A 10387-nucleotide genomic window follows, 5' to 3' on the forward strand; every position below is an offset into this window, starting at 1 on the left:
TTTTTAAATGCTCTATGATGGGTATATAATAGCGAAAATAGCGGCATCAGAGCATCATTTACACAAATAAGCGTGACATAATTATGAGAGAACAAGTAAAAGTTATTAAGCTCAGTGGTAATTTGAATGCCACAACTTCACAAGAATTTCGACAAAATATCACTGATATTTTAGAAAGTGGTGCGAAAATTGTGTTAGTGGATTTTAAAGATGTAATATTTATGGATAGTTCAGGTTTAGGAGCTTTAGTGTTAGCTTTTAAAACCTTGCGGGCAGCAGATACTAAGCTTGTTCTCTGCTCAATTAATGAGCAAGTAAGGATATTATTTGAACTTACTAATATGGATAAAGTATTTGAAATATTCCCTAGCCAAGACGAATTTAATCAGGTTTTAGTATCCAATACGTAATTAATCAAACTTAATTTGCAAAATAGATAAATCATCATCAAAAGCATCTTTGGAGTTCAGAGCGATTAAATAACTCAGTACATGATCGAGTTGGCAATCAACAGGATTTTGTAAGCTAACTAGTAGCTGAATAAAAGCATCCAAACTCCAAAGAATGCCATCTGATTTAGTGATTTCATAAGCGCCATCACTAAAAATGTAAAGGCTACTAAATTTTTCAATATTGCAAACCCCATCAACATATTTTGCTTCTGGAAACATTCCAACTGGCATACCGGGGGTTTTCAAAAGTTGAACATCAGACTTTCTCGGTGATAAACCAGTTATTAAAACTGCTGGCGGATGACCTGCACTAGAATAGACTAATTGGCGGGTAATTCGATTGTAAACTCCGTACCAAATCGTAAAGTATTTGTCATTTTGATAATTCATCTGGAAGGTATCATTCAAAGCCTTCAACACATCACTAGGTTGATAGTAATTGAGACTTTTGAGCGCACGAGAACGCAGCAGATTCAGCACCGAAACTGAGGGAAGAGTAGCTTTGAGTCCATGTCCTGCGGTATCGAGTAAATAAATTGCTATATAATCGTCATCAAGCCAATAGTAATCGAAACAGTCACCACCGAGCTGTCGCGAGGGAATAAATCGAAAATTTATATTGAAAGGTTCAGTCATAGGAAAAGGCAGCAGCGATCGCACATATTCTGCTGCTTCTGACATTTCTGATTCTAAAAGCAACTTTTGAGCCTGCAAATCTCTACTTAACTGATGCAGGCGTAACCCCGCTCTTACCCGCGCTTGTAATTCATTATGCTCGATAGGTTTGGAAATAAAATCATCAGCACCAGCATCTAGACCTTTGACGCAATCGGCAACTGAATCTAAGGATGTTAATAAAATAAAGAATGTGGTGAAAAATCTGGGATCTGTCTTAATACGCTGGCAGACTTCCAGACCAGTCAACCCCGGCATAATCCAATCACAAATAATTAATGCTGGACGGCAAGCTAGCGCTTTTTCTATTCCTTCCTCGCCACTACTGGCAGTAACTATTTCATAACCCTGTTTTTCCAACATCCTTTTCAAAAGTATTTTTATTGAATAATCATCATCAATTATTAGGATTTGAAACATAGGAATTTCTAAGAAAGACTCATTAATAATTTGCTGCCAAGATAGAAAACCAAAATATAATGTTAGTTAATTAGTTAGTAATAAAACAGTTTTCTTTTTCATGAAGTATAAAACTACGGGTTTTAATATAGGAGGCAGAAGCTCTTTATATCTAATTTTTTATTCCTAACTAAATTATGTAGTTACTTGCAACCTGCTGCATTTCGGTATTAATAAGTAGAACAGCATAAATAATTTAAGGTTTGCTTTGTTCGCATAGCTTCTAGGAAGAATAAAAAGCTGAATTTCCTACTATTAACTAATGTCAATATTCTTACATTAGTTAATGTAGCTGGGATTTTTCTATATTTCCCAGTCGAATTTCTGACTTTTTGACAGTCATAAAACATTATGGAGGCGCAAGAGGATTCATCCACAACAGGATAGAACTTCTTAACTGGTTCAAGTCGCGGTATGCTTCTTGCTTGAACCATTGCCCTAATGCATCAAAGGGGGTAAAAGACGTTCCAGTTTGCCATTTAATATCTTGACCTAAAGGCGTTGTATGATTTCCTGGTAACGTTTGTGCTGTCACCATGTCATCAAAGCGTTCTTGTAATATTTTGGTTAAAGCTGCTGATTGGTCAATGGTGTCATTACTAAACTTTATTAATAAATTACGTCGGATAGTGTAACGCTCTTGGACAAGCTTGTTAGTTTCCAACGGTGAGGGAGTAAACTCAATGTTCAAAGTAGAATTAAACTGTTCTACTAGGGGAATAGCTTCTTTGGCGGCGTAGTTGTTGAAGGATATTAAAATATTGCCTGCACGTTCTACTTTAAAGAGGCTACCAATTAGCAGGTGAAGTTTACAGCCCATACTGTGTCCAAGACCGTAGATGGGGAAGTAAAGCTTGCGTAATGCTCCAGAATCATGTAATCGTTCCAGGGTGCGGTCAAAGTTTAACAGCACGGATTTTGCGATCGCTGTATGATCCAATGTATTGACAAAAGGCGTAGCAATTACAACATAGCCTTTACTTGCCAGTTGTTCCAGTAACCAGCGATAAGTGATGTGTGGTGCAGTGGCGACAAATGCACCTCCTAAAAAATGGATGATACCTATGGGATTTCGGGGAATGATTACCCAGTTACCTCTGACTTCTTTCCAGTCCATGCCGATAAGCGATCACTTTCTTGATATTCTTTATGTTAGACCGGGGATCGCTACCGTGGGAAGGATTATGGAAAAAGCCACCAACAATTGGCAATTAAATTACAGTTGAGGTCTAAATCTCCATCCATAATTGGGCTATCAGAAGAGGTTTCTTAGTCTGACCTATTTTTCGATTACGAATTACGTTACTGAGTCTTGTCTGCGACATACTGCTCACGAACGAATCTTTTAACCTTGAGTCTGTAATCGTTTCATTTCGTGTTGCACATCTAATGCAATCTGTAAGGCTTCATTAAGCAACCTTCCATGCTCAGTAGCCTGTTCATTTACTTGCATGGCTGTTAAAGTTGCTAAATTGTTGACGAATAGTTCTGTATTACTAAGGATAAAGCTCTTATTTTCTCTCAAAATCCTTTCTGTCTTCAAAGCGCGAACTAAATCAGCTTTAGTCAGATTAAGCGCTGCAAGAACACTCTCTCTTTCTTTTATCAGCACTTCTGGATTACCAGCTTCTTCTATTTGGTCATTTATATGTATTGCTCTAATTACAGTATTATATCTTTCAACATCGTTTAACAGGATTTGGAGAGAGTTCGTCATATTGAGCTTGACAATTTTACTTCTCTTTTTCCATATTAAATATAAGATGCTTTGCGTAAGACCGCCAACCCAAAGACCTAATATAATTAATACTATCCAAGATGGAATTTCTATCCATGATACAAATATTTTTAGAATTATATCAAATAAAAGATAGCCAAAAACAAATGTAGCAAACCCAATAAAAACTACAGTTGCTCCTTCCGAACTTTTAATTTTTTGGATGTATAATTTTGCAAAATCTCTGAGAGGATTTGTAATGATTAAAAGTTGATCATTGACAGGTAAATTAGTCAGCTTTTGCAGTTCATCCTGACTAATTTCCAAGCCCTGTAAATCATCCCGCACAGCTTTTTAATCCTTGCCAGAATAGTTATTTAATCTAATATAGCAATCAAATTTCTAGAATGCTGGCATTTTGTCTAAACTTTTTTAAGCAAGTTAATACTTATAGGCAATGCCAAGAGTTTTTGTACAATATGATACTATTTTGCCCAGATAGCAATCCTATTTGAGTTATGAAAATGAATGAACCGCCAACATGCAGCGTTTCGTAGAGAATAACGCCAAGAAAAAAAGGAAAACGAAAATAAATCAATTGCTTGTAAATATAATGATAATGCAACGGGTTATTTTCTTGTTAAACAGCTATTTCTAGCTATAAAAAAGAATAATAGAAAAGTCCGCAAAAACGGACTTTATTGTTTAGTTATAAATAATTGTGTCTCACTCGTTACATTAACTTCCCTTCGGAGAAGATTGTTTCTGTTTTGAAATGCCACGCTGAGGGTTTAAAAATGGGGGAATGGGACAGTCTAGCGTCATAGCGATCGCTCTGAGCAAATCTGCTTCTGACTGTGTAACTTTGTTATCTAATAGTACCGTATGAGCGCAGGCATCTATAATAGCTTGCTTGAGTTTGGGACTGGCAAGGCGGAGGCGTTCAATACTTTTCTTAAGTTCAGTGAAATTACAGCTTGGTGTCGTGTCTGGTTTTTCTTGTTCTGCGGCTTTGGGAAGCCGAAAAACTCCAGAACGAAAAGCATAGGCGATGTCTTCGGTGGACGCATCGGGTTGAGAGTGTCCAACGCGGGCAATTACGGACAGTACTAACAGGCTATCTGGCCAAATTTGTTCTATGGAAGTGTATTCTACTGTTGGTGCAGATTCAGGATTTATACTAGGTTGGAGGCGATGCCACAGTATTAACTGCAACACAAAATGCCATAATGATAAACTTCCGGTGGCTACAGCTAAACCGTGGACACATTTGCATAGTCTTTGGCATTCTTTGGCAGAATTTTGGCGTAATACGGGTACTGCCAAATCTACAAGTGGTAGGCGGATTTTGGCATCTAACTGGCTAATTTCGCTACTCAATTCCAGAGTTTTGTCTACCAACTCAGCAGGCTGTACCTCGCGTAACCAAGCAATTTGACGTTCTTTGATCTCGATATTTTCTGTATCTAACGCTAGGGCAAAAGCGATCGCCATTGCACTTTCCTGCTCCCGTACACCCAAGCGTAGGGATTCTGGTAACTGCGATAACAGCGCTTGAGCATGGGTAAAATGCTCTGGGGTAACGCTTCCAACTTGGTTTACAACCTGTTCTGGTATGGCATTGGAACCACCAGCAAAGCCCATTGTCAGAGATTCTTGGGAGGGGGAACGCATTTGATTGCGAGATGGCTTTGCTGGCAAATTGCTGACGTTCAAACCCCCAACGCGACGGATACGTTCTGCCAGAGGTGGGTGGGTAGAAAACATATTGTCCCAGAAAGAGGGGTTGAGGGCATTGCCAAAAAACATGTGGCTAGCGGCTTCTGCACCAGGCGAAATCAAGCGTGAATCCATCTGTTGGAGTTTTTGGAAGACTCCGTTAAGTCCGTTGGGGTTGCGGGTGAACTGTACAGCCGAAGCATCGGCAAGAAATTCGCGTTGGCGAGAGACGGCGGCTTTAATCAAGCGTCCGCAGACTAATCCAATACCGCCAATTGCCATTAGTGCCAAACCAAAAGCCCAGATAGGTAAACCCTTATCTTCCTTTCCTAAACGGAAGCTACCGCGAATGCGCCACAACAATTCTCCGGTTAAATAAATGAACAAAATCCCGTGCAAGAGTCCTACTAAACGCAAATTTAGCCGCATATCTCCATTAAGAATGTGGCTGAATTCGTGGCCGATGACTCCTTGTAGCTCATCTCGGTTTAGGTGTTGTAAAGTCCCACGGGTAACACCAATTACAGCATCATTGGGCGTAAATCCGGCAGCAAAGGCATTAATCCCGGTTTCTCTTTCCAGGAGATAAACTTGTGGGACAGAAATACCAGAAGCGATCGCCATTTCCTCGACTATATTTAATAGTTGTTGCCCTTGTTCATCTGCCATATCTGGGAGTAAGAGTTGTCCCCCCAACTCCTGAGCAATGACGCTTCCTCCTTGACGGAGACAGGCAATTTTATAGAGACTTCCCACTGCGATCGCAATTATTGTAATCCCAGCCACATACAGAAATATCCCTGAATGCCACCAAACACGTGGAGCCATGCCGAACAGAAATAAAGCGGCAATGTAAATCGCCAGAATCATGACTGCGATCGACAGGGAAAATAACCCAATTAATTGTTGCGTGTTTTGGCGTGCCCGATCCTGATGTTCAAAGAAATTCATAGATATTTAAAAAGACACGCGTGGAGCATTTCTCATTTCTGGAGTCGCTTCGGCGAGCAATTCTGCAACAGTAAAGTTAAAAGTATTTGCCACAAGATTGCTGGGGAAAGATTCGCTCTTGGTGTTGTAAAGTGTCACCGCGTCATTAAAAGCCTGACGTGCAAAGGCAATCCGGTTTTCAGTGGAAGATAATTCTTCCATCACCTGAGTCATGGCGCGATCGGCTTTCAATTCTGGATAAGATTCTGAAAGTACCATCAACCGACTTAACGCACCCGTCAGCGCTCCTTCAGCATTGCCCAACTGTTGCATCGCTTGTGGATCGCCGGGATTTTGCGCGGCACGACTGCTAGCATTAATTGCAGAATTCCGGGCGGCGATTACTGCTTCTAAGGTTTCCCGCTCATGTTTCATGTACCCTTTGGCAGTTTCCACCAAGTTGGGAATTAAGTCATAGCGACGCTGTAATTGAACATCGATTTGAGAGTAAGCATTTTTGTAACGGTTGCGATACTTAACTAAATCGTTGTAGGCATTAATGATAATTAGAGCAACAATGGCAACTAAAGCAACAGAAAATATTAAAAGCCCCATATTTTTAGATTATTTCAATCAGGTACTGACTTTATATCCAGCAAAATTTGTGTGGATATAAAGATGAGTCTACTTTTAACAAGTTGGCTTCGTCGCCTGTAAAATTAGTTACGCAATTGCACTGAGCTAGATAGGTTGCACAAAGCCCAACGCAGTTGAAAGGTTGTGGCGTTAACCCAAATATAAATAGAGACGCAATTACTATAATTGCGTCTCTACAAACTGCCTATTTAGCCTTTTTACGTGTAATTGCACCCACCAAAAGGATATTTGTTAATTAAATTATTCCTGGGCCTCTACCGCGTTTGTCGCCCTTTTCGGTCAACTTGCCTTCTTCATCCTGATTAACTTCTCCAAGTTCTTCAACACGTTGTGCAGTATCTTCTGCTGCTTGTTTGCGTGCATCACCTGGTTCTTCGTAGTACATTTCCGGTTCAACTGCATAGTTGTTCAACAAACCTTCTTTGTCTACGGTGTATCCGTCAGTAGTGCGTATACTTTCTGGATCGGTTTGGTCATCTGTAGGTGCATCTGCTTCCCTTTCTTCTGTAGGGAGTGTTTTGTAGTTGCCGCCTTCTCTTTCGATCCGAGCAGCAGTTTCCGCTGGAATAATGCCGCGATCATAACTATCTGCTTCAGCGCGATCGGATGAATCTATATCTCTTTTAACTGCTTCATTAGCCATAATTTATGTCCTCGTTAAAGAATCTATTAAATAACTTCAAAAACTAGATTAAGCTTTTTTTAATCTCCGAGCTACTATCTTTAGAAGTGATTTAAATTTAAAAAGAGGATTACATCCTCTATCTTCCGGTGTATCAAAAGATTAATATTAATTTAGGTTAAATACTAATAATTTACATTTACTATTTAAGACAAGGAGTTTAAGCCCCTTGTCTTAAAGGTAGATAAATTTCTACCATAATGTAGTGTAATAGTTGAATGGTTAGAAAGTTTATTCGCCCACAAATTGATTTTTTAGGGATTGAATTTCCTCAGCTAATTCTTGCCGAGTTGAAGCCTTTAGTAAATAACGGAAAATAAACCAACTGGCATAACCAATTCCAACTAATTCAAAGAGTGGTGATAGTAATGGAATATCATTGATCGCATCCAATAGTGCTAGCACTAACTTTGCTGTAACAATGGCAGCTAAAATTAAAGCAACGGTGATTAAAGGCTGCTTATAGTCCTGAAAAAATCTACCTAAGTATGCGGGTAGTTTCTCCAAAAATTGAGAAACTTGTCTACTAATTTGCTGCCATTGAGATTCCGGTTCCGATGCTGGTGGTAACTTTGGCAAATTTGCATCTACACCTTCAAGTGCTAGCGTACCTTGTGATAATGAAGTATTGATGGATTCACGTTGCTGTTGTTCGGTTTCCATAGTTTTTCAATGATTACAAAATTTTCTGTAACTGAACTGAGCATCAATAAATATAATTATTAAAGTTGCCAGTTGTCAATTATTAATGGTCAGTAATAAGTATAACTGACCATTAAGTATGAGTAGGAAAATATAAATTTATTTTTCTCTACCTACTCACTTGGATTTATTGTTAGTTGGCTCAGTTTGTCGGTGGGGCAACAGTTGCTTTAACAACTACAGTTTTGACACCTTTAATTTCTTTAGCTAAACGTTCAATTTTAGCTAACTCTTGCTGATTGTTAACAGTTCCTCCGACAGTGACAACTCCATCCTGTGTGGCATCAACTGTTAGTTGACCCTTGGGTATGTTTGCCTCTAGCTTAGAGCGAACTTGACTTGATAAGTCACCTTTAGCTCTGTCTGTATCGCCGCCAGTGACATTATTTCGTTGTTCGCGGGCTCGGATATCAGCATCAAGTTGTCTTCTGCGAGTTTCACTTTGTGCGTCTTTTTGAGAAGCTTCTGTTGTTTGTACACTGGGTGATTGTGGAGCTTCATTAGGATTATTGGGTGCAGATTCGCTTGTTTTAGAAGCGTTATCACAAGCAGCAACACCAAAAACTAAAAGGGTGCTAATTAAGAAGGGGGTTAGCTTTTTCATAGATTTAATTCGCAATCGGAAAGTGAAATTTGTTGATTTCTACGGTGAAGTGAGGAGCAAGTTTTTGAATTCTTGCCCTTGCAATTGTGTGTAATTAGTATCAGTGAAAACTACTTTGGATTAAAGTGTTTCATCACGACGGTCAACAATCACTACAGCAGGATCGTTTCCATGAAGATCTGTTGAGTGATTGGGGTGAATAGGATTGGCTACTGGTGTGTCATGATGGATTACTCGGTCGGAACCTGGCCGATGTTCGCCTAAATCAGTGGCATCATAAATAGCAAATTCTTCAATACCTCGACGGTTGAGAATCGCTTCAGCTTGGTGGATTTCAGCTTGGGTACCATCGATAATTACCAAGTAGTCGCCTCTTTGGAAGCGATCGCTATATACCCGCGCTCTGTCTTCAGGAATTCCCAAGCCAACCAGTGCGCCAACAATACCGCCAGCAGCTGCACCGATCGCACCACCAGCTAAGGTTGTGGCCAAAGCTGTTGCTACTGCGCCACCAGCAATCACAGGCCCAACTCCAGGAATTGCTAGAGTTCCAAGACCAACTAATAAGCCAGTCAAACCGCCTAGAACACCGCCTGTAGCTGCTCCAGTTTTAGCACCATCGTCTGCTTTATTACCTGTTCCGACATTTCTATCTACATCGACACCAGCGATCCCACGACCATCTTTATCTTTGGCGATGATAGAGACTCTACTTAAAGGAAAACCTGCATCTCGTAATTCTGTGAGTGCTGCTTCTGCATCCCGGCGATGAGGAAAGACTCCGATCGCTCGTCTAGCAACACCACTATGAGCCACATTTAGGTTATGGGTTGGAGCGACATAATCAGCATTTCTCGCATCTGGGTTGTCGTAAATACCAAACTCTTCGACACCACGCTGATGGAGAATTGCTTCTGCTCTAGCGATTTCTGTATCTGTGCCATCAAGGATCACTAAATAGTGTCCTCTTCTTACACGTTCGTCATAAACTCTAGCTCGTTCTTCGGGAATTCCTAAACCAATCAATGCACCAAGCAGACTACCAGCTACTGCACCAATCCCAGCACCAGCAAGAGTTGTAGCTAAAGTAGTTGCTGCGGCTCCAGCCAGCATAATTGGCCCAATTCCAGGAATTGCCAAAGTACCAAGACCGACTAATAAACCAGTTAATCCGCCCAAAGCACCGCCTGTAGCGGCTCCAACTTTAGCACCTTCATCAGATTTATCACCAACGCGATCGCGCACTTCAGCCCCAGCAATATCGTCTCTGTCTCCATCTTGCGTAATAACAGAGACTCTGTTCATATCAAAGCCGACTTTTTTCAATTCATGTAGCGCATGTTCAACATCTCGACGATTAGAAAATACACCTACAGCACGTTTATGTACACCTACAACCATTATCTTTTTCTCCTCAGCAACAATCAATTATTCACAAATTTATAGCTTGTAATACCCTTATTAATACATGTTTAGATTTATCTTTCATCAATCGCTTGGAAGAATTTTTCTCTCTATCATTAGGTATAGGTGTTTTTATCTAAATGAGTAAATATAAAGTTACGCTTTTCTAAATACTGATTATGTTCTAGCTCTAATTTTTTTGCTAAAAATTGATATAAAAAACATCAATTTATTCTGTCTAAAATAGTAATCTGCCCTTTTAACAAGTACTGTGTGCTTAGATTAATTTTTATGTATCTCACTTTTATAGTAAAAATATTTATTTTGTAAAAATGTGACAAGATTAGCAAATTAAAAAGTTTTATTTAACTAAAAACAATAAATTT

Annotated in this window: 10 protein-coding genes; 1 reads left to right on the top strand and 9 read right to left on the bottom strand. The window is 39.7% G+C overall.

Annotated features, from left to right (window positions below; all coding sequences use genetic code 11):
• Nucleotides 1-83 precede the first annotated feature (83 nt).
• A complete protein-coding gene (locus GNF10_RS31655; protein WP_185581712.1) occupies nucleotides 84-410 on the top strand; it encodes an STAS domain-containing protein in 327 nt (108 codons plus the stop codon).
• Here the strand turns inward: GNF10_RS31655 and GNF10_RS31660 are convergent, their stop codons facing one another.
• The 9 genes from GNF10_RS31660 to GNF10_RS31700 form a co-directional block, all read right to left on the bottom strand.
• Complete coding sequence (locus GNF10_RS31660) at nucleotides 411-1547, bottom strand: SpoIIE family protein phosphatase (protein WP_185581713.1); 1137 nt, start codon at nucleotides 1545-1547, stop codon at nucleotides 411-413.
• A gap of 388 nt (nucleotides 1548-1935) precedes the next feature.
• Nucleotides 1936-2703: a DUF1350 family protein gene (locus GNF10_RS31665; protein WP_185581918.1), complete on the bottom strand. Its 768-nt coding sequence runs from the start codon at nucleotides 2701-2703 to the stop codon at nucleotides 1936-1938.
• A 228-nt stretch (nucleotides 2704-2931) separates the two neighbouring features.
• Nucleotides 2932-3651 carry a hypothetical protein gene (locus GNF10_RS31670; protein ID WP_185592509.1) on the bottom strand — a complete coding sequence of 240 codons (720 nt, stop codon included), beginning with the start codon at nucleotides 3649-3651 and terminating at the stop codon, nucleotides 2932-2934.
• Between the two features lie 390 nt (nucleotides 3652-4041).
• Nucleotides 4042-5973 carry a M48 family metallopeptidase gene (locus GNF10_RS31675; protein WP_185586451.1) on the bottom strand — a complete coding sequence of 644 codons (1932 nt, stop codon included), beginning with the start codon at nucleotides 5971-5973 and terminating at the stop codon, nucleotides 4042-4044.
• Nucleotides 5974-5979: 6 nt separating this feature from the next.
• Nucleotides 5980-6567 carry a LemA family protein gene (locus tag GNF10_RS31680; RefSeq protein WP_114084712.1) on the bottom strand — a complete coding sequence of 196 codons (588 nt, stop codon included), beginning with the start codon at nucleotides 6565-6567 and terminating at the stop codon, nucleotides 5980-5982.
• A gap of 277 nt (nucleotides 6568-6844) precedes the next feature.
• Nucleotides 6845-7252 (bottom strand): hypothetical protein, encoded by a 408-nt coding sequence (locus tag GNF10_RS31685; RefSeq protein WP_185586450.1) that lies wholly within the window; start codon nucleotides 7250-7252, stop codon nucleotides 6845-6847.
• A gap of 270 nt (nucleotides 7253-7522) precedes the next feature.
• A complete protein-coding gene (locus tag GNF10_RS31690; protein ID WP_185586449.1) occupies nucleotides 7523-7954 on the bottom strand; it encodes a CAAD domain-containing protein in 432 nt (143 codons plus the stop codon).
• Nucleotides 7955-8135: 181 nt separating this feature from the next.
• Nucleotides 8136-8597 (bottom strand): BON domain-containing protein, encoded by a 462-nt coding sequence (locus tag GNF10_RS31695; protein ID WP_185586448.1) that lies wholly within the window; start codon nucleotides 8595-8597, stop codon nucleotides 8136-8138.
• A 120-nt stretch (nucleotides 8598-8717) separates the two neighbouring features.
• The gene (locus tag GNF10_RS31700; RefSeq protein ID WP_185586447.1) at nucleotides 8718-9998 is read right to left on the bottom strand and encodes a general stress protein; all 1281 of its coding nucleotides are present in this window, start codon (nucleotides 9996-9998) and stop codon (nucleotides 8718-8720) included.
• Nucleotides 9999-10387 lie beyond the last annotated feature (389 nt).

Source organism: Nostoc sp. UCD121, from assembly GCF_014222285.1.
In the GTDB taxonomy this organism is placed as follows: domain Bacteria; phylum Cyanobacteriota; class Cyanobacteriia; order Cyanobacteriales; family Nostocaceae; genus Nostoc.